Origin of the sequence: uncultured Arthrobacter sp. (assembly GCF_947495145.1) — a bacterium.
Classification (GTDB): Bacteria; Actinomycetota; Actinomycetes; order Actinomycetales; family Micrococcaceae; genus Arthrobacter_D.
This window is the reverse complement of record NZ_CANLXP010000008.1, coordinates 123,891-143,157: the sequence shown is the minus strand read 5'-3', so window position 1 is coordinate 143,157 and position 19,267 is coordinate 123,891. Positions and strand designations below refer to the sequence as shown.

Below are 19,267 nucleotides of genomic sequence, written 5' to 3'. Positions count from 1 at the left end.
ACGGGAGCCGATCAACCGAAGGAGCCCGGTGGCTGCTGTAACCCTGTCCGGAGTTGCCCGCCACGCCGGCGTTTCCCTGGCTACCGCATCCCGGGTGCTGAACGGCTCCTCACGCCGACCGGCTGAAGAGATTTCCGAGCGCGTGCGTGCCGCTGCGCTCGAGCTGGGGTACGTTCCGAACGCGCAGGCGCAAGCCCTCGCCCGCTCTTCCACCGGACTGGTGGGCCTGGTTGTCCATGACATCTCCGACCCTTACTTTTCCTCGATCGCCCGCGGCGTGCAGCACGCGGCCCGGAACTACCGGCGGCAGGTGCTGCTGGCCAGCACTGATCCCTCCGAAAGCGCCGAGCACGACGCCGTCAGCGCCTTTGCTTCCCACCGCACCGACGCCATCATCCTGGCCGGCTCCCGCCGTGCGCAGGCCGACCCGGAGCTCGAACACGAGCTCGATCGGTATCAGCAGAACGGCGGACGGGTGGTGACCATCGGCGGTCAACCCGGCGCAGGGCTGACCGTGCCGGTGGGCAATTCCGACGGCGCGGCCGCCCTGGTCACGAAACTTGTCTCACTCGGGGTCACACGGTTCGCCATCCTGGCAGGTCCCGCAGTCCTGAACACCGCCCGCGACCGCGTCACGGGTTTCACCGCAGCACTGGATGCAGCCGGGCTGGCGCCTGCCGCCGTCGTCAATAGCGCCTTCGACCGGGAAGGTGGCTTCGAAGCCGCCCAGCGCTGCTGGCAGGAGCTCAAAGGCGAACGCGGGGTGTGCCTGCTCGCGGTGAACGACGTCATGGCAATCGGCGCCATTGCGGGCCTGCGATCCCTTGGCGCCTCGGTGCCGGCGGATGCGCTCGTAACCGGATTCGACGACATCCCGACGCTTCGCGACTACTTTCCCGCCCTGACCACAGTCCACCTGCCGCTCGAGCAGTTGGGCGAGGAGGCCGCAAACCTCGCCCTGAACCCTGACCAGGAACTGCCGGCACCGGTCCTGGGTGAGGTCATCGTCCGTGAATCGGCAGGAGGTTAACCCAGCATCATGAGGATCCTCATTGCACCCGACAAGTTCAAGGGCACTCTGACCGGCGCTGAGGCTGCCGAGGCCATGGCGGCCGGCGTCCGCCGTGTGATGCCCGACGCCGACATCATGCTGCAACCGATCGCGGACGGCGGCGAGGGAACGCTCGAGGCTGTGCTCGCGGCCGGCGGCGTCCGGCACGAGGCAAGGGTGCGCGGACCGCTCACCGACACCGTGACCGCCCCCTGGGCACTCACCGGATCCACCGCCGTGATCGAAACTGCGCGTGCCAGCGGGCTGGAATTCATCACACCGACTCCCGACACGGCAGGCAGGGCGCATTGCTATGGCAGTGGTGAACTCGTCAAGGCCGCGCTCGACGCCGGTGCCACCGAGATTGTGCTTGGAGTGGGCGGCTCCGCCATGAGTGACGGCGGCTCGGGCGCCCTGCGCGCCCTCGGAGCGAAGATCCTTGACGACGACGGAGCGGGGCTTCCGCTGGGCGGACTGGCGCTGGCCCGGGCGGCAGCACTGGACCTTTCCGGACTGGACCCGCGGCTTCAGAACGTTCAGCTTCGCATTGCGGTCGACGTACAGAATCCGCTGTACGGCCCCGACGGCGCGGCGCAGGTTTTCGGCGCCCAGAAGGGGGCTGACGCCGGCCTGCGGGACGCGCTCGACGCCGCACTTGCCCGTTGGGCAGCGCTCCTGAAGGCGACCACCGGCGTGGATGTCCAGCGGCCCGGCGCCGGAGCTGCCGGCGGGTTTCCCTCGGCCTTCCTCGCCTGCTCGAACGCCTCGCTGGAACCCGGGTTCAATCTGGTCGCGGATCTCACGGGGTTGGAGCACAAGCTGCAGCGCGCCGATCTGATACTCACCGGCGAGGGTTCGCTTGACGCGCAATCCGAATTCGGGAAGGCCCCGCTTGGCCTGGCTGATCGCGCAAAAGGCCTCGGCCTCCCGGTGCTTGCGGTGGCCGGGCGCATTACGTTATCGGAGGCCGATCTGGCGGCCCACGGAGTGGTGCAGGCGCGCAGTCTGGCCGACGTGGCTCCCTCCATTAAAGCCGCCATGAAGGACGCCGGTCGCTATGCTGCCGATGCGTCGGAAGCAGTCCTGAGAGCCTTTCGTTCCGCTTCCTTAGGTTGACAGGTAGCATCCCCGAGTTGCACGGTTGATCCATACAGATAATAAGTAAGCTGATCATTTGATGGATAAACGGTTCCACAGGGAAGGCGAAACGAATGCCCGATCTTGCAGCCTGGTCCACAGGCAGACTCCTTACAACTGCTGCGCGGCTGGTCGAACAATCCTGGAACCAGCGTCTTGCCGAGCTGGACATCACCCACGCCGGGTTCACAGCGCTGGCCGTGCTGGCAGCCCATGGCCCGCTACGGCAGGCCCAGCTCGCGGAACTTGTGCACGTGCAGGCGCAAACGATCGGAAAGACACTCAATCGGCTTGAATCCAGAGGGCATATCGAACGGACGCGGGGCGATGACGACCGGCGGAGCCAGACCGTGCGGATCACTCAGAAGGGTCGCGAAACCCTCGAAAAAGGTCGCGATATAGAGCGCACCCTCGTGTCCGACGAAGCGTTGCTGTCTCCTGAGCTGCGCTCGCATCTTCGGGCAGCAATCGAGGAACTGGCCGATCCCCAACGCCAGGTCCGGGACCGAAGCGGACTCCACGCGGTCCAGGACCAGGGGATCGAAAGCTAGAACCCCGCCTCGTCGTAGAAGCCCTCAATGTGGCTGGCGACGATTTTCGCGGCGAGGGCGCCGTCGTCGTTCAGGATCGCATCGTGGATACTGCGATGCTCCGTGCGAAGGCGCTTAGACGTGGCCGTCCAATCCGGCAGGGTGCGGGTGAGGCGTAGTGTGTAGCCCTCAATCGACTCCCTGAGGGATGACATCATCGCGCCGATGAGCACGTTTCCTGCCGCCTCGGCGAGCGCCACGTGAAAGAGTGCATCGAGCCGCAGGAATTCCTTTTCGTCGTGGGCTGAGGCGTCCATGGCGTCAAGCAGCGCCGCGGCGTCGCTCATCGCCGGCGCCGCCGCATCGGCGTGAGCGGCCGCCCAGGTCTCCAGCAATAGCCGCGTCTGGACAATGTCCCCAATCGGCAGGTGCGATGTTGCCATGTGCAGGCGAAGCGCCGAACCGAGCGCGGCACCTGGATTGGCCGTGATAACCGTGCCTGCCCCCGGTCCTGAGCCGACGCCGGCGCGAACAATGCCCATCGCCTCAAGGACCCGGATGCCCTCACGGGCTGACGCCCGGGAAATACCGAGCTGCTCCGCTACGGTGCGTTCACCGGGGAGCCGGTCTCCTACTGCGAGCTGCCCGGCTGCGAGTTGGTCCTCAAGCCATGACTGCACGAGCTGGTGGGTACGCATGAGACAAGCTTATCTTGCGTGGTCTGACCACAAGTCGGTACTGTGGTCAGACCACATCTCGACTGAAGGCAGACCCATGTCCCACACGCCCGAAGCGCTGAAGCGCCGGATCCCCAAAGTTGCTGATCTCGCTCCGCTCATGCAGTTCAAGAAGCCGGAGTTCAGCCAGGGTGCCCGGCTGAACCGCGCCAATACCATCGGTGACCTTCGCGCCATCGCCAAGCGGAAAACTCCAACCGCGCCCTTCGACTACACGGACGGCGCCGCGGAAGCGGAGATCACCCTGCGGCGGGCGCGCGAAGCTTTCCTTGACCTTGAGTTCCGGCCAGGGATCCTGCGGAACGTCGAGAAGGTGGATACTTCCGTCACGGTGCTCGGCAAGGAATCCGCCCTGCCGTTCGGCATTGCTCCCACCGGCTTCACCCGGATGATGCAGTCGGAGGGCGAGTACGCGGGCTCGCAGGCTGCGGAAGCCGCCGGCATTCCCTACACCCTCTCCACCATGGGAACGGCATCCATCGAGGACGTAGCCCGGGCGGCGCCGACGGGGCGGAACTGGTTCCAGCTGTACCTGTGGACCGACCGGGAGCGTTCGATGGAACTCATCGAACGTGCAGCAGCGGCCGGAAATGACACATTGATGGTCACGGTGGATACCGCTGTCGCCGGCGCGCGCCTGCGCGATGTCCGCAACGGTATGACTATTCCGCCGGCACTGACTTTGAAGACGGTCATCGATGCGTCCTACCGGCCGGCCTGGTGGTTCAACTTCCTGACCCACGAGCCGCTGGCGTTTGCCTCGCTCAACCGCTATTCCGGCACCGTCGCTGACCTGATCAATTCAATGTTCGATCCCACCCTGACCTTCGACGACCTGGACTGGCTGCGCCAGGTCTGGAAGGGCAACCTGGTGGTCAAGGGCATCCAGACGCTGGACGACGCCAAAAAGGTGGTGGACCACGGTGCCGACGGCATAGTGCTGTCCAACCACGGCGGCCGCCAGCTCGACCGCGCCCCTATCCCCCTCCGACTGCTTCCCGACGTTGCTGCCGAGCTGAAGGGCAAGACGTCCATCATGCTCGACACGGGAATCATGAGCGGTGGCGACATCGTGGCAGCCCTCGCCCTGGGAGCTGACTTCACGCTGATCGGCCGAGCCTACCTGTACGGACTCATGGCTGGAGGGCGACCCGGCGTGGACCGCACCATCGCGATTCTGGCGAAGGAAATCACCCGCACGATGCAGCTGCTCGGAGTCACACGAGTCGAGGACCTGACCCCGGATCACGTCCGGTTCCTGTAGTTCCCTGTCGCCTGGGCGCTGCCTTGATTTCGGTCAAAGCAGCGCCCAGGCGACAAAAACTTTCCCGGGGGCTTATTATCAGGAAGAGAACTCGCGGGGCGCGGGATCCGTGAGACCTGGGGGTCAAAATAAAATGAAACGGCGGCGGGTGCATTATCCGTTGAAATACCGGCGCGCCCGGACAGTGATTTACGCCGTCGTGCTGTTTTGGCTGTGGACCTGGCTCGGCAGTGCAGCCTTCGTAGCCAGCCTGTTCAACTCGCCCATCCACGCCATCATCGCCATGTACGCCCTCTTCACCTTCGTACTACTCTCCTTTCCCGTTTTCCTGCTGGCCCTAGCCCAGATGGCGCTTAACCGCCCGAAGGCCATGTCGGAGGCCGCCGTCGCCGTACGGCTGGATCCGCGCCAGCCGGGCCACGCAGAGGCTGCCCACACTGCACGCAGCGCTTCCTGATTTCGTTCGATTCTTGGTGGAGTAATTGCAGCGGGCAATTACAAATTGATTGCAATTCATCGCAGATTATTTTTCTTGCGGTCATCCTGCGGAAAAACTGAGCTTCCTTGGACAATCCTTTGTGAATTCCCCGCGATTTACCGGAGAAAGCTAAACCTATAATTGGTGCGGGGCTTTAGGGCTGACGGTCTCAGACAGCACGGCGCCGCCGTAGGGGGACACGGCGGCGCCGGCCCCACCTCACACTCGTACCACCAAGGACTTTCATGCTTTCATTTCAGCGTTCTACAGCTGCGCTCACCGGCGTGCTGCTCCTGGCGGCCAGCCTCTCTGTCGGAGTTCAGCCGGCGTCGGCGCAGAGCGTTCAGCCGTCTCCGGTCGCAACCCAGGAACCGGCGCAGAGCCCGGAACCCCAGGTCGTTGCACCGGCCGAGGTGGCACCGGCTGAAACCGGTCAGACAGAAACTGCATCGGCTGATCTGAGCGAACTTTTCCCGAACGGCATCCCCACGCAGCCCGATCACACGTTCGAGGGCGACGAGCTGGACCTCGGTCGTTCCGACGGCGCAACGACCGACGGGGCCGCCATGTCGCCGCTCGGCGCCGGCGGCACTCTGTCCCGCCGCGGTGATATCAAGGTCCGTCTGGTGACTGTCGACCTGGCGGACAGCAGTGCTACGGTGCCTCTTTCTTCAGCTCGGAACGCCATCGCAGTGTCGAGCAGCTACTGGAAGAGCATGTCCAACGGCCGGCTCTCCATGTCCGTGGCCGCCGAGTCCGTCAATCACAGGTCAGCGGCCAGGACCACAGATTCCTACGACCAGATCATGAATAAGGTGACGTCGGAGCTTCGCTGGTCCTACAGCCCGTACACCGCCCTGGTTGTCTTCATTCCCTCCGTCCTGAAAGAGGGTTACCTGGGATACGGCTGGAGCAGCAACGGAACCAGCGGGCGCATTCTTATGCCGCAGATCACCAACTTCAGCACGAACGTCGTCACCCACGAGTTTGGCCACGTGCTCGGTCTCATGCACGCTGACTCGCTGCAGTGCTCGAGCGGGGCACCCGATACGCCATACTTCGGATCAGATTGCTCGATCCGCCAATACGGTGACACGTCCGACCTCATGGGCATATCCCGCTGGTTCGACACCCCCGCCATCAGCTCAAGCTTCTGGGACTACGGTGGTTTTGGCCGCGGCGACGAAATTTTGAATGTCGGCACGGCCACCGGGCGGAAGACCTACACATTACGGCCGTGGGCCGGAACCGCAGCGAAGCGCGCGGTGAAATTCACTGACCCCCGTAGCCGTGAAATCTACTACCTGGAACTCCGCACACCAGTTGGGTTCGACAAGAACCTGGCTGTAGGCGGCAACCGCGGTGTGAAGGTTGTGCAGAGCGGCGGACTTACTCCGGCGTCTTCGATAGCGCTGATGCCCAACACCCGACCCTATGGCGGCTACTACGCCCCCAATACCGCGTGGCAGGCAGGAAGCGTCTTCCGCACACACTCAGGTACCACTGTGACCATCAATTCGGTTTCAAACTCCGCAGCGTCGGTAACCATTGATGCCGGACTGCCCTTCACCGATCTCCGCGGCTCGGGCTTCCGGGCAGACATTGAATGGCTGGCGGCGAACAAGCTGACAACCGGCTGGCCGGACGGCACCTACCGCCCCTTCACAGCGATGAATCGTGACGCGATGGCAGCATTCCTGTACCGCCTCGCCGGGGTGAAGGGCTACAAGCCACCTGCGAAGAGCCCGTTCAGGGACGTACCGACCTCGCACCCCTTCTACCCCCAGATTGCCTGGATGGAGTCCTCCGGGCTTTCCACCGGATGGACAGATGGCAGATACCGGCCTGACCAGCCGATCAACCGCGATGCGATGGCAGCATTCCTCCACCGCTATGCGAGCCAGTTCTGCGCCATCGGCTCGGCTGCCTCCTACAGCATGCCTTCAACCAGAAGCTTCACCGACGTCACCCGCGCAGATTCCTTTGCGCTTGAGATGTCCTGGATGAAGCAGATGAATATCTCAACCGGTTGGCCGGATGGCACGTTCCGTCCGCTTGAACCGATCACCCGAGAAGCGATGGCTGCCTTCGTCAAGCGAATCGACTCATATGTCGACCGCAATGGCGGTTGCTGACACCGCTCCCCTTGGGGCAGTGATCTAACTACGTACCACTGGAAAGGCCGCCGGTACCGCTCAACAAGCGGTACCGGCGGCTTTTCCGTTTGTCCTACTACTGGCCCTCCGGCGCGTCCGGCTCCTCCGGTTCAGTGCGAAAGTTAATGAGTTTGTGGGTGCCGTCGCAGTACGGCTTGATGATCGAGGCGCCACAGCGGCACAGCGCAACAGTCTTACGACGACGGGGTACCGGTTCCCCCGCTGGAGTCACGATTGGAACTTCCCCCCTCACCAGCAGGGGGCCATCCGGGCAGACGACGATACTGACGTCGTCGTTCCGTGCTGATGCCGATGATGAAGTCATTGCGTCTCCCTGGTTGCGCTTGAGGCCCTAGCCGACTCTCGCCCGGAGATACTAAGCTGGCTGTCTACGCAGGTCCCAGCGAGCGAGATAGTTGAACGAGAGTTTTCGTTGCGGTCTTGTGATCATATGCTAAGCATGCTTATTGTGTAGATGCGATGGCTTACCTTCCAGAAGTCCTCCACATCAATAAAGGAGTCATTATGAGCACACAGAACTGGTCAGAAGACCCGCTGGTTACTTCAACGCCGGGCGCGCCGAGCACCTCGTCCTCCGGACAGTCCACTAAGTCTGCTGCAAAGGATGAAGCCAAGGATGTAGGGCGGCAGGGCGCGGACGCAGCCAAGGGCGTTGCACATACTGCAGGGTCGGAAGCGAAGAACGTGGCCCACGAGGCCGGCACGCAGGCCAAGAACCTGGTCGGCGAGGTCGGATCCAACCTGAAGAGCCAGGCCAACACCCAGCAGCAGCGCGTTACCGAAGGGTTGCGCTCCCTCAGTGACGAACTTCGCTCGATGGCGAACAATTCCGAGGGCGGCACCGCACAGCAACTGGTGCAGCAGGTGTCAGACCGAACCGGTAGCGCAGCTTCGTGGCTTGAGGGCCGGGATCCGGGATCGCTGCTCGACGAGGTCACCGGCTTCGCCCGACGTCGCCCCGGCACCTTTCTGCTGGTCGCAGCCGGCGCCGGCCTCCTCGCCGGTCGGTTGGCCCGCGGACTGCAGGGCGGTTCGGAAACGAGCGGTTCGCCGTCGACAGGCAGCCCCGCAGGGTCCGGCACAGGTGGACAGCACGTAGCAACCTACCCGCCGGTTCCGGATGAATACGGAACCGATGTGCCTCCGTACGGCGCCGGCATCGACACCCCGCCGGTGGCCCCTCCAACAACGACGCCGACCGTCACCCCCACCACTCCGCTCAGTGGGCCTGGCGGAACCGGCACTGAATCAGGGAGGGACTTCCGCTAATGACTGAACAAAACCTCCACGGATCGCATGCGGCGCAACCGCCGCCGCCTGGCCCGGATAATGACACCGGTTCCAGCGCGTCCCTCGGGCAACTGCTCAGCGAGGTCACCAGCGACCTGTCGACACTGATACGCCAGGAGCTTGAACTCGCCAAGGCGGAACTGCGTGAGTCAGGAACGCGCGCCGGCAAGGGTGCGGGGATGTTCGGCGGCGCAGCCGTTGCCGGGCACTTCCTACTTCTCTTTCTCTCCCTTGCACTGATGTGGGGTCTTGCGGATCTCATTGAAAGCCTCGGTTGGGCATCGGTGATCGTTGCCGTGATCTGGGGCATCATCGCCGCAGTCCTCGCGCTGAAGGGCAAGAAGGAGATGAAGTCGATCAAGGGCATGCCGCAGACAGCTGAGACAGCCAAGGAAATTCCGCCTACGTTGAAACCAGGAGAGCACACGCCATGAACCAGACACCTGATGAAATCCGCGCGGACATTGAACGCACCCGTCGCGAGTTGGGCACCGATGTTGACGCCGTCGCCGACAAGGTGAGCCCGTCAAACATCGCCCACCGGCAGACGGACAAGGTCAAGAGCAAGCTCAGCGACGTGAAGGACAGCGTGATGGGATCAGCTCATTCGGCAAAGGACAGCGTGATGGGTTCGGCGCACGACGCCGGCCACTCCGCGAAGGGCGGCGCACACGGCGCTACCCAGTCGATGAAGGACTCCGCGCACCAGGCGGGCGACGCCCTTCATGACGCACCGCAGCGCGTCACCTCGAAAACGCAGGGCAACCCCCTCGCCGCCGGGTTGATCGCGTTCGGCGCCGGCCTTCTCGTATCGTCGCTCATTCCGGCGAGCGAGAAGGAAAAGGAAGCAGCGCAGGCCGTCAAGGAGAAAGCGCAGCCTCTCGTCTCGGAAGCGACCGACGCCGCCAAGCAGGTTGCTCAGGACATGAAGGAGCCGGCGCAGGAGGCTATGGACTCCGTCAAGGAGACCGCAACTGACTCGGCCAACACGGTCAAGGAAGAAGGCACCAGCGCAGCATCGGACGTCAAGGGCCGCGCACAGGACGCCAAGTCCAATGTGCAGGACAGCTCAAACACACCGTAACTGCTCCACAAACACCGCTGGCGCTGCACGAGGTTCGTGCAGCGCCAGCGGTGTTTTGTTCTTTTTCTTGATCGTCGAAAAGTTCAGTTTGATCAGCCGATGCTGCTGGGGTGAGACGGCATCCGCCGGTCGCTGGCCATAGTCAGGAGACCTTTTCAACCAACACGTCCTGTGCCAACAGGTTCGTCACTGCCTCCTCCTCCACGGCGAGGCCACATTCGGTCATGGCGATTGCCAGCTCCGGATCCCACGGAGATTCAGCTGAATTTCCCAACAAGCGTCGCGAGGGCATTCCGCTTTCAGCAGCCTCACGATAGTCGGCGGCCGAAAAGCGCCACGGCACCCATGCCACTTGTTCGCTCAGATATCGTGCTATCCGCAGGCCCGCCCAGTCGAAGTCACCGTGGTATCGACACTCCGCGCCGTCCCCGGCAAGTCTTTTCAACAGTTCAACTACCGCCGTGCTCGGTTGGCCCGAGGTGCACACAAGCACGGGACTGTCCACACCGGACGCACCTGCCGTGCTTTGCGCCCAGCGCCCGGCTACAACTTCGACGACGGTCGGATTCTCACAGATGTGGATGACGCTGCCGCGCGGGGCGGCGCGTACCCCGCCGGAGCGCACTTGTTCGAGAGTCAGGAGCACGGGCATGCGGGCAGCCCGCATAGCCTCCAATGAGGTCGCAGTCGCAGCTCGCGGTGACTGACCGCATGTCCCGGCACCCGTCGGAGATATTCCAGGGACTCCCAGGCACAAGACGGTCGATGCCAGGTTAGAAAGCACCACACCCGCGGCAGCCCAGGCATCGCGGGGCGGCGCGAACTCTCCATCGGCGATCGCCACGTCCGGCATGAAGGCTGCCCGGGCCACGGTGGCTGCGAGCCGGCCGAGCGGCCGGGAAGCGTCCAAACCATGAGCATCACCCACCGCCCGCCGGGAAAGGAGGGCAATTGGCTCCCCGGACGCCGGCAGGATCTCCAGCACGGCGGCCAACTTGCTCACCAGGTCAGCGCCGACCACAGGCGATGGAGTACCGGAGTTGCGGACAGCCTCTGCCCGTGCGGCTCGCTTGAGTCCACCGGCTGCGCACCACTCATTCCACCAATCGATAAGCCCCGGGAACCGGACAGCCACGGGGGCGAGGCCATCTCGAGCCGCGACCCACTCTGCAGCTTCCCGCGCCCGTTCGGCCCTGCGATCCACGACCGGACCGGTCAGGGTCTCGACGGCGTCGGCGAGGCCGGCGGGCCACGGACCGCGGCGTAGGATTTCCTCGGCGTCCGCGAGATCCACCCGCAGCGTCGAACCGGCTCGCTTGGCCCGCCCCACAAGTCGCATGGCCCCGGCTCGCTGCTCGGCGGTCGGCTCGTTCAACTGAACGACGCCGCTGAGGGGCTCGTCCCCGGCGGCGAGAATCCGCCCTCGGACCCTCGCGACGAACCACGCCATTCCGGGAACGCCCAACAGCCGGTTCAGCGCTTCCCTGTCTCCGTCCGCCAGCCGACCTGACGATTGTCGCTCGATCATTCAAACAACGTCGCATCATCCGAAGAGACCGGGGAATCGCCGCCGGCCCGTGCCCCTGCGTCAACCTCTGCACCACGTTGCCTCCGTCGGCCGTCCCATCGCCAACGGGTGACACCGACGGCGTCGACTCCCTCCACCCGGGACAGTTGCGCGATCGCGAGTCCGGGCACCTGGGGATAGCAGCCCCATTCGCGTTCGCTGGTCATCACGACGTCGAGGTCGAAGGTCGCCAGAAGCCCCAGCGACTTCGCCCGAGAGTCGTCATCCACGCCGGCGAAGGCCTCGTCGAGCAGGATGAGACGCGGTGCGTGCGGGCCAGCGGAGTTGTAGTGCGCCGAAGCGGCGGCGAAGAGCGGTATCGACACCGCCAGCGCCCTCTCCCCGCCCGATGCCGGACCGGACGCCGATCGCCACTGTCCGTTCTGCCACCGCTCGACGACAAAGCTGTGCCACTGCCGGTAATCGAGGGCCTGCTCCAGGTGCTCCTGCCAACCACCGGTCGGGTCGCTCTGACGGACGTCCGCGATCTGCGCCTGCAGGAAGTCGCCGATCGCGGAACGGTCATCCGGCGTCCAGGTGGCGTCGGAACGGACCATCAGAGCCCTGGCCGCTGCAAGGCCGGCCGGCCCGTCGCCGCGCTCACGCCACCTGACACGCAACTGCATACCCGTAGAGGTCTTGCGTTGGGCCAGCTCGCGATTCATCCGGTCGATCTGCTCCTCAGCGGTGTGCAGCAACTCGTGTAGATGGCCGGCCACCTCGCTGACGAGGTGGTTCTCGAGGATCTCGCGCTCCCGTGCATTGAGCAGCCGCTCGCGGTCCGCGACGTCTTCGGACAATCGGTCCGCCAACCGGTCGATATCGACCTCATCGTGGAGGTAACGCACTCTCACCACCAGCACATCGCCGCGCTGCTCGACGAATGCGGTGTGCCCGTGTCGGCTCATCTGGGCACTCAGCTCCGTTGATGCGCTGGACACCCGCTGCTGGGCGCGTGCCCAGGCTTCGGGGGACTCATCGACCTCGTTCAGCTGCTGCTCAGCGCTCCGAGACAAGCTCAGCGCCGTGGTGAGGTTCCACTCCTCGGGCACATTTTCGGCTGGAACGGCGAGATCCGGAAGTGCAACCCGCAGCAGTCCCGTCCGGACGAACTCGCGTAGGGCATCGATCCGCTCTTCGCGAGCCGCCGAGTCCTCCCCGCGTCGCCGCCGAAGGTCACGCACGCTCTCCTCCATGCTCCCGTGACTCGCCGCCGCAGCGAGCTGGAGCTTCGCGATCTCCTTAAGCTCCTTCACCACTCGGCCCAGCGCATTTGTAGTCTCGCCCAGTCGGGTTTGAAGCTCGGCTACCGAGGCACCGACTGTGGCGTACAGCGCCTCGTACCTCGCCCGAAGACCAGCCGCCTGCGTTCGTAGCTCCCGGTGCTCGGACTCGCGCCGTTTCCGCAGCTCGATCGCCTCGGCGGCGCGCTCGGCCGCCTGATCGCGGGCGTCCACCGCATCGTCTACGGCGCGCGCTGCGCGCCGGGTCTCCACCAGTGCCACCTCGTAGGATGTAATGGTGGCCAAGGCGTCGTCGGTCTCGCCGGCCGCCGCGCCCACCCCGAGCTCCGCACTCTGATCGGTGAGCTCCTGGACAGCGTCATTGGCCGCGTCGGCAGCACGCTCCCAGCTCTCCTGCGCCGCTGCGGCTTTGCGCTCTGCGCGCTCCAGCTCCTGCTGCGCCGTGGCGACGCGATCGTGCGCGGTGTTAAGGTCCCGCTCAAGCAGGGTCGGGTAGCCGGTACGCTCCTCACGCACTCGCTGGGCCCGAGCATCAGCGGCCGCGATCCGTGCCTGTGCCGTCCCGAGTTCGCCATCGAGCTCCTCCGCCCGTGCGTGAAGCCGCGCAATCATCTCTCGGCGGTGGGCCTCGCGCGCACTGGCGCCGAGAAACTCGGCACGCTGCTTGGACCAGGAGCCTCGAACCGGCCCGGCTCCCCAACGTCCACTGCCGTCCAGCCAGACCGAGGCCCCCGAGTCCTCGCCCCACCCTATCCGGCCGAGGACGGCCCGCACCGCATCGGCACCGACCGGACTATCTGCTCCGGCCGGGATCAGCACCGCCGCCAGGGAGTCGGCCACCTCCGGTCCCGTGGCGCCGAGTACGACGTCGTTGTCGGTCGCCACGGTGCCGTCCGGGAAGATCCAGGCGTCCAGCAGTCCGGCTGATTGCAAGGCCGCCTCGACCCCGGCCCGCTCGGTGTCCGGCAACGAATCAGCGAAGTCCATCAGCCACCACAGCGGCGCGCCCTTGCGGCCTTCCCGGCCCTTGTGATCCCGACCCGGCGCCGGCGGTGGCACTGGATCGCGGCCCGCCTCCAGATCGACGATCTCATCGCCGATCTCTCTAACCTCCTCGGCCAGCCGCATCGCCTCGTGATCAGCCCCAGCGCGCTCGGCGGCAAGCCGGTCGAGCGCGGTTGAGGCCGCGGCCTCAACCGCCGACCGAACGGGCGATTCGCCGGACATGCTATGGCCCCAGCCCTCGGCGAGTTCGGTCAGCTCATCTGCCCCGCGGTCCAGTACGACGGCTGTCAGAGCCGCCAGGTGCTCCCGTATCCCGTCGCGATAGGCGGCCACGGAGGTCTCGACGGTTTCGTGCGCGGCACCCAGCTCCTCCGCCCTGCCTGCGGCGTCAGTCTGAGCTCGGTCGAGCAGCTGTCGCTCACGCTCGGCTGCTGCCTCCGCCCGCGCGGCCGCGTCCAGCAGGCGACGGACATGCTTCACCTGCTCCCGCCGACGACTCAGCGCCCGGCCCGCCGCGTCGGCATCGCTCATGAGTCTCGGGTGCTCCGCCTGGAGTCCTGCCGCTGCCGCCAGTCCGGCCGCCCGGGACTCATGCCGCCCGGCCTCGGCAGCCGCCTCCTCATACCGGCGAAGCGCGACGATCTCGGCCTCGGTGTCTTTTGTGGCCGTGGTGGCAGCTCGTTCCGCCTCTTTCCCGGCGTCGGCGGCCCGGCGCTCCCTGTCCGTTGCTTCACGGGACGCGGTATCGAGGCGGTCGGCGTCGCGCATTTCCGGACTGGTCCGCAGCGCCTCCTCCTGCCCCTGCAGCGTACTCTGCAGTTCCTCGGTCTTTTCCTGAAGTCCGGCGAGCCGCTCGACCTCGTTCCCGGCGGCAGCCAGCCCTTCCTCCGCCTCGCGCAGGTCACGACCGGTCTGCTCGTACGCCGAGTTGGCCAGCCGCACCGCCGTGGTGTGTCGCCGGGACGAAACCTGAGCGTAGATTCGGTAGTGCCGTAGGAAACCCTGCGCCGCGCCGAGCGTCTCCTTGGCCTCTGAGATCCCGGCGCGTTCGTCCTCCAGCGACCGGAAGGATTCGGCGACATCGGCAACGACGGCCTGGTCCAGCGGTGCGAGGGCTTCGGTCAGCGCCGTCGAGAGGGCCTTCTCATCCGGCTTCTTGGACAGCTGCGGCTGGCGCAACTGGATCAGCAGGTCGATCAGGGCGGCGTACCGCTCCTCCCCCAGCCTGAACATCGCCTCATCCACCGCCCGCCGGTAAGCCTCCCGTGTGGAGTGGACGTGACCGGACGCGGTAGACGTCAGCTCGTCCCGCAGTCGCTCCTGGCTTAACACCGCACGGTTGCCATCCAGCAGACGGAGGTCTCCGATACGCCGCGTGCTAGTGAAGTACCAGGTCTTGACGATGCCGCGGCCTGCCGCAGCTTTGAGGCCAATACCCAGCGTAGTGAAGTACTCAGTGCCGTCGGCGTCCACGCGCCCGAATTCGACCCACGAGTAGCCGGTCCGCTCCGCGTTCTGATGGGCGCCACCCAACAGCAGGTTCCACTCCATGCGCTTCTTTGGGTCTGCGTCCGGTTCCACGCGCCGCGGCGCAATCGAGCCGTCCAACAGGAAGGGCAACGTCAGCGCCAGTACCTTCGATTTCCCCGTCCCGTTGTTGCCCCGCAGGAGCAGCCGCCCGTCGTGGAACCAGAACTGTTCGTCGTCGTAATAGAACAGGTCAACCAGGCCGAGCCGCAGGGGTTGCCAGCGCTCATTGGTGGGACGCGGCAGCGCGCCGTCGAACTCCTCCTTCTGCTCAGCCTCGGCACCGTGCGCGCAGGGGTGCTCCTCGACTTCGTTGAGGCTGCTCATCGGGCTCTCCTGTTCTGATGGTAGGGGCGGCCACGGCGAACCGTCGCAGCGCCGGCAACGGGTGGACGACGGCAGCCGGACCTTCGCCGTCGACCCGCACCAGGCCGAGACCGACCAGACGGTTGAGTGCGTCCGTGACGATTGCGTTCTCCGCGCCCGGCTCCTGGGCTGTCCTGCGCCAGAAAGCAGCATGGTCCCTGGCAAGCGTTACTACCCGCTGACGCAATGTTGCCACGTCGGCGGCGCCGGTTGCGGCCAGCTGCTCGGCGAGCAGCAGCGTGGCATGGCCGTCGGTTCCCTGCTCAGGCATACGCACATCGCTGAGCTGATCGTCCGGGTCCACGAGGGCAACACCTTCGGCCCGCAGTTCGGGCACCAGCCCAGTGGCGTCGGCCAGGCGCCGGGTCAGCTGGACACGCTGGCCGATGAGGTAGCTGCGCTCGTCGTCGGGAAGCTCGTCGTAGTAGACCACGGGATCGCACAGCAGGCGCCGCGAGACCGCGTGACGCAGACGCCTGATGGACTCCTCATCGGTATAAGCCGGTGGCGGCTCGTGCAGCGCTTCCTCGATCTGGTGGATCGCCGGGGCCGGACCCAATGCAGCACCGACCAGACCGGGTCCGTGGCTGGTGGACAGCATGGTGGCCAGAACCCGACGATCGACGTCGTACAGGGCATCCCCGCCCGCCGAGACGTACGACTCCTCGTCGCCTGCTACCCGCACCAGCACCCCGTGGCCCAGCAGCAGGCGGATCGCCGCAACGAGGTCGGATCGCTCCTCGCGGCCGCTCAGGGTGAACGCCACCCCGTTTAGGCCCGGCTGACGGGCGGTTAGAACGACATCCTCCGCCAACCGACCAAGCGAGATCTGCGGATCGGACCGCTCCAGCACAGCCAGCGCCAGACAGAGCAAGACGTACCGGCGCCGGGTGAACGGCGGGTCTCCTTTGCGTCCGCGGGCCGGATGCCGCTCGGCGACGGCGATCGCCGTCGTGCCTTGGGGGACGTAAGAGGTCAGCAGCCGCACGGTCTGCGACTCGACGATCAGACGCCAGCCCGCCTCCCGGTCGAACCACACCCGGAGGGTGTCGGCATGGCGCCGAGCCAGCCGGAAAAGCTCGCCGTCGGCCTGTGCCCGCAGGACCGGGCGCGTCAGCAGCGCCCGCAGGACCCGGGCGCGCCCCTCCGCCTCCCGGACTTCCAATGCCCCCGAAATGTGCGGAGCGAGGACGACCCGGCTCATGCGTAGGCCTCCGCCGGCTGATCGAGTTCAGGGAGCGGCTCCGGGACATCGACCGCGGATGCGATGTCGACGAGATAATCGGGTCCGGACAGCTCCCCGTCGGGTGTGTTGATCACCATGGACCCCGCTCCCGCGATCCTGGTGAGCGTGACCGTGAGCTCACCGTCGGAGGTATGGACCTGTGCCGTGCTCGTCTCGGGACCCATCGCGGCCAGTGCGTCACCGAGCAGCCCGAGGAACAACCGGAAGGCATCGGGGTCCAATTCCCCGAAGGCAGAGAGGGGCCTGGGGCCGTCGGTGAGGATCCGGCGACGCGCAGCCGCCGTCTGCTCCGCCTCGTGCCGGGCGTTTTCAACCAGCATCCGCTTTGCTTCGGTTCGATCGGTGACCCGGACGGCCTTTCCCCGGCGCTCGTACGATCCGCTCCGGCGCAGCTGGGGGCTGATCTCCAGTGCCGGCGCGTCCGCCCATGGCGTTGTGCTTCCCAGCTCCGCAGCAGCCCAGGCGTCCTCGGTCGCTGCCGTGACGCTGAGGTGGCGCACAGGGGTCAGGGCGAAGGCCGAGCGCCACAACCGGTGACGGTCCGCGTCGGTGGGAAGGGTAGCGAACCACCTCGCCAGGGTCAGGAAGTCCTGGGTCCGGTCGGTTCGCCCGCCGGACTTCTCGTGCAGGGCGCGCACCACCGCGAGCAGTGCCGGGATGGACGCCCGCGCACGAGCCCGCAGCAGCTTGGCCTCGCTCTCCCGCATGGGTGTGCCGATGAACCAGTCGCTCAGCCCCGACCACTGCCGCAACCAGGTCTCCCGCGCCGCGGCACGTGCCGTGTCGACTTCGGCCGGTGCCGCATCGATAGCCTCACGTTCGGCGGCGGTGTCCGCGAGGAACCGCACCCCCTCCTCCGGGATGCTGCCCAGCAGCTCGACGATCAAGGCGCCGCGGGTGAGTAGATCGTGAATGAACCGCTCCAGGTAGGCGATAAGCTCCTCTTTGTACGCCAGGAATGCCTCCACGTCTGCGTCGTGGAGGTCAATGGTGCGCTGCATCGAGCCCATGAACGCCACGGCGTTCTCCGCCAGTTCGACGAAACGCTCGCGAAGACTGCGCAGGGTCTGGTGGGTCAGCGCCGCATCTACCGCCTCGTCCGCCCTCTGGTTAGCAACGACGTCCCGAAGGTTGGTGAGCAGCACCGCGATGTCCTCAAGGGCCACCGACTGGAGCGCGCCTCGGGTGCCCAACGCCGCGTCGTACTGAGCCAATGCCCGCTCCGCGGCCTCGCCCTGCCGCGACAGCTGATAGAGCATCCGGCGTCGGTAGAAGTCCTCCAGCGCCGTGACCCTGGTCGAGTCGGGAAAGGCGAGCACGTTGGCCCAGGTGGACTGGGACAGCCGCTCCAGCGCTTCGGTGACCGCACTTTCCTCGACTGGTTCTCCGCCATCGTTTCCGAGTGCCTTCCATATTTGTTCCGGGCGCACGTGAACAGTAAACCGCTCCTTCTCGGACATCAACACACGCATCACACGCCGGTACAGCTGCGCGTTGGGCGCGCTGAGGTAGGCGAAGGGGCCGTAGCTATCCGACGCGCCATCGGCTCCTGCTGGCGCAGTGGAAAATGGGAGGTCCGTCACGGCAGCCAATTCTTTCACGAGCCGCCGACCATCTTCGATGTCTCCATCGTTCCGAGGCGATCCACCGACGAGGCGCACCCAAGCTCCGAGGGCTGGCTCTTCCTGAAGCTTGAGTACGATTCAGAGACTCACGATGATGCTTGTTCGGCTGCTCCCCCAACTGGCTAAATGCTGGCAAGTAGTTCCCGCACGAGTGCCGCAAAGGCGGGAGCGATGGTCGGGTCCCTGTGGCCGCTGCAGGATCGCTGCCCGAATTCTGTCCCTAGGACGACCACGCATTGCCGACTAAAGTACCGGTAATGACGACTATCGCGCTGTTCGGTGGTACCGGCAAGACCGGCCGCCGTGTACTACACCGAGCCCTCGAGGCTGGATATACGGTGCGGGCGCTTGCTAGGAATCCCAGCAAGATCGACGTGCACAACGAACGGCTGACCATAATTGAAGGCGACGTCCTCGACACACGTGGCGTCGAAGCGACCGTGCAGGGATCAGACGCGGTACTGAGCCTGTTCGGGCAGGTGAAAGGTTCACCGGCGACACTGCAGACCGACGGAACCCGAAACGTTGTGGAGGCGATGCAACGCCACGGTGTCCGGCGCATTATCAGCTTGTCCGGTGGAGGGCTTAAAGCGGTAGGCAAGGACGAGCCGAAACTCCCGGATCGGGTCATCCGGCTACTGTTGAAGGTACTGTCCGGGCGGGTGCTTGCCGATGCTGAAGGCCATCTGAAGGTGCTCGAAGCGAGCGGACTGGACTGGACGGTAGTACGAGGCCCCCGCCTGACCGAGTCGCCGGGCACCGGTTCCTACCGTGTGGGCTGGGTCGGAGTGAATGCGAGCACGCAGGTCAGCCGGGATGACCTCGCCGATTTCATTCTCACCCAGATTGATGACCGTACCTACGTTCACGAAATGCCATTCATCAGCCACTGACGAGACACGAGCAGGCATCAAACACCAGGACGGTGCGCCAGCACGC

The 19,267-nt window shown here is 65.5% G+C and carries 16 protein-coding genes; 10 read left to right on the top strand and 6 right to left on the bottom strand.

Translation table 11 applies throughout. The features are described from left to right. Positions 1-28: 28 nt before the first annotated feature. The 3 genes from Q0877_RS08255 to Q0877_RS08245 all read left to right on the top strand — a co-directional run bounded on the left by Q0877_RS08255 (position 29) and on the right by Q0877_RS08245 (position 2,739). On the top strand, positions 29-1,030 hold the full coding sequence (locus tag Q0877_RS08255) for a LacI family DNA-binding transcriptional regulator (RefSeq protein ID WP_299166920.1): 1,002 nt from the start codon (positions 29-31) through the stop codon (positions 1,028-1,030). 9 nt (positions 1,031-1,039) lie between these two features. Further along, entirely contained in the window at positions 1,040-2,167 is a 1,128-nt protein-coding gene (locus Q0877_RS08250) for a glycerate kinase (RefSeq protein ID WP_299166919.1), read from the top strand. Between the two features lie 95 nt (positions 2,168-2,262). Further along, the gene (locus tag Q0877_RS08245) at positions 2,263-2,739 is read left to right on the top strand and encodes a MarR family winged helix-turn-helix transcriptional regulator (protein WP_299166918.1); all 477 of its coding nucleotides are present in this window, start codon (positions 2,263-2,265) and stop codon (positions 2,737-2,739) included. Here Q0877_RS08245 and Q0877_RS08240 read toward each other — a convergent pair. Then, entirely contained in the window at positions 2,736-3,416 is a 681-nt protein-coding gene (locus Q0877_RS08240; protein WP_299166917.1) for a FadR/GntR family transcriptional regulator, read from the bottom strand. The genes Q0877_RS08245 and Q0877_RS08240 overlap by 4 nt on opposite strands. A 76-nt stretch (positions 3,417-3,492) precedes the next feature. On the opposite strand from Q0877_RS08240, the gene Q0877_RS08235 reads away from it, so the two are divergent. The 3 genes from Q0877_RS08235 (at position 3,493) to Q0877_RS08225 (ending at position 7,332) form a co-directional block, all read left to right on the top strand. After that, positions 3,493-4,719 (top strand): alpha-hydroxy acid oxidase, encoded by a 1,227-nt coding sequence (locus Q0877_RS08235; protein ID WP_299166916.1) that lies wholly within the window; start codon positions 3,493-3,495, stop codon positions 4,717-4,719. Between the two features lie 148 nt (positions 4,720-4,867). Continuing rightward, a complete protein-coding gene (locus Q0877_RS08230) occupies positions 4,868-5,176 on the top strand; it encodes a hypothetical protein (protein WP_299166915.1) in 309 nt (102 codons plus the stop codon). Positions 5,177-5,442: 266 nt separating this feature from the next. After that, positions 5,443-7,332, top strand: a complete 1,890-nt coding sequence (locus tag Q0877_RS08225) for an S-layer homology domain-containing protein (RefSeq protein ID WP_299166914.1) — start codon at positions 5,443-5,445, stop codon at positions 7,330-7,332. Between the two features lie 97 nt (positions 7,333-7,429). Here Q0877_RS08225 and Q0877_RS08220 read toward each other — a convergent pair whose 3' ends face one another. Further along, a complete protein-coding gene (locus Q0877_RS08220; RefSeq protein ID WP_299166913.1) occupies positions 7,430-7,678 on the bottom strand; it encodes a CDGSH iron-sulfur domain-containing protein in 249 nt (82 codons plus the stop codon). A 200-nt stretch (positions 7,679-7,878) separates the two neighbouring features. Here Q0877_RS08220 and Q0877_RS08215 point away from each other — a divergent pair, with 200 nt between their 5' ends. The 3 genes from Q0877_RS08215 to Q0877_RS08205 are packed head-to-tail and all read left to right on the top strand — an operon-like array spanning position 7,879 to position 9,748. Continuing rightward, a complete protein-coding gene (locus tag Q0877_RS08215) occupies positions 7,879-8,643 on the top strand; it encodes a hypothetical protein (RefSeq protein ID WP_299166912.1) in 765 nt (254 codons plus the stop codon). Next, positions 8,643-9,098: a phage holin family protein gene (locus Q0877_RS08210; RefSeq protein ID WP_299166911.1), complete on the top strand. Its 456-nt coding sequence runs from the start codon at positions 8,643-8,645 to the stop codon at positions 9,096-9,098. The genes Q0877_RS08215 and Q0877_RS08210 overlap by 1 nt, the downstream gene beginning before the upstream one ends. Then, positions 9,095-9,748 carry a DUF3618 domain-containing protein gene (locus Q0877_RS08205; protein ID WP_299166910.1) on the top strand — a complete coding sequence of 218 codons (654 nt, stop codon included), beginning with the start codon at positions 9,095-9,097 and terminating at the stop codon, positions 9,746-9,748. The genes Q0877_RS08210 and Q0877_RS08205 overlap by 4 nt, the downstream gene beginning before the upstream one ends. Positions 9,749-9,890: 142 nt before the next feature. Here the strand turns inward: Q0877_RS08205 and Q0877_RS08200 are convergent, their stop codons facing one another. The 4 genes from Q0877_RS08200 to Q0877_RS08185 are packed head-to-tail and all read right to left on the bottom strand — an operon-like array spanning position 9,891 to position 18,286. Continuing rightward, positions 9,891-11,276: a TIGR02679 family protein gene (locus Q0877_RS08200; protein ID WP_299166909.1), complete on the bottom strand. Its 1,386-nt coding sequence runs from the start codon at positions 11,274-11,276 to the stop codon at positions 9,891-9,893. Next, entirely contained in the window at positions 11,273-15,418 is a 4,146-nt protein-coding gene (locus Q0877_RS08195) for a TIGR02680 family protein (protein ID WP_299166908.1), read from the bottom strand. Before Q0877_RS08195 ends, Q0877_RS08200 begins: the two co-directional genes overlap by 4 nt. Beyond that, positions 15,363-16,661 (bottom strand): TIGR02678 family protein, encoded by a 1,299-nt coding sequence (locus tag Q0877_RS08190; protein ID WP_299166907.1) that lies wholly within the window; start codon positions 16,659-16,661, stop codon positions 15,363-15,365. The genes Q0877_RS08195 and Q0877_RS08190 overlap by 56 nt, the downstream gene beginning before the upstream one ends. Beyond that, on the bottom strand, positions 16,658-18,286 hold the full coding sequence (locus tag Q0877_RS08185; protein ID WP_299166905.1) for a TIGR02677 family protein: 1,629 nt from the start codon (positions 18,284-18,286) through the stop codon (positions 16,658-16,660). Before Q0877_RS08185 ends, Q0877_RS08190 begins: the two co-directional genes overlap by 4 nt. Before the next feature lie 299 nt (positions 18,287-18,585). Here Q0877_RS08185 and Q0877_RS08180 point away from each other — a divergent pair, with 299 nt between their 5' ends. Further along, positions 18,586-19,221, top strand: coding sequence for an NAD(P)-dependent oxidoreductase (locus tag Q0877_RS08180; protein ID WP_299166903.1), 636 nt, complete (start codon positions 18,586-18,588; stop codon positions 19,219-19,221). The last annotated feature ends 46 nt before the right edge of the window (positions 19,222-19,267 follow it).